The organism is Microvirga sp. GCM10011540 (assembly GCF_042650665.1).
In the GTDB taxonomy this organism is placed as follows: domain Bacteria; phylum Pseudomonadota; class Alphaproteobacteria; order Rhizobiales; family Beijerinckiaceae; genus Microvirga; species Microvirga lenta.
This window is the reverse complement of record NZ_JBHSBQ010000052.1, coordinates 1-656: the sequence shown is the minus strand read 5'-3', so window position 1 is coordinate 656 and position 656 is coordinate 1. Positions and strand designations below refer to the sequence as shown.

Sequence of the window (656 nt, the reverse complement as noted above, 5' to 3'; positions counted from 1 at the left end):
TGGTACAGCCGCCCCGGCTCGAACGGGGGACCCCCAGATCCACAATTTCGAGGGTCCTCAGTTGAAAACGCCGAAATCCTTGCCGGGTAAGGCTTCGTCGGATCTTGAGTAAGGGTTGGTTGGGGATTCGACGAAATCCGATGTGGTCACACCCAGAGAGTGACCGGGGGTGGATACTCCGCGCCCACCCGGCTCGCGACGGGGGAACTCCTTCACACGTCGTGTCTGTTATGTAGTTATATAAGGAACACGACCACCGAAAGGTGTTTCGGAAGTATCCCCGCCAGGACAGGTCAGGCTGCCTTCTTCCGCCCCACTGCCTCATACCGCTGGTGGCGGTCGAGCCGTAAACGAAGCCCGTAACGAGCGCGTCCGAGAACTTTGGATCTATGCTCCATGAGAACGTCGAAGAGGCGAAGGTTCACCAAGAATGCGTGCTTTACCTCACCCTGACGCCGGAAGCCCAAATTCCTCCCGGCACTCTGATTGAACTCATCGATGTGGCGCAGCCCCACAAGATCCGAGCGTCTGGTCCAGGCGTTCAACGCTTGCAGACGCTCGTACTCGTCAGGTGTCATCCACGTCATGGTCTGCACAACGTTACGACCGATTAGATCGTTGCTGCCCCGAGCACTTGCATGGGTGATCGTATCCGT

At 57.8% G+C, this 656-nt stretch carries 1 pseudogene; it reads right to left on the bottom strand.

The window, feature by feature from the left end:
- Window positions 1–293: 293 nt before the first annotated feature.
- Window positions 294–656: pseudogene (locus tag ACFOYU_RS15190) on the bottom strand (hypothetical protein); the annotation flags it as partial.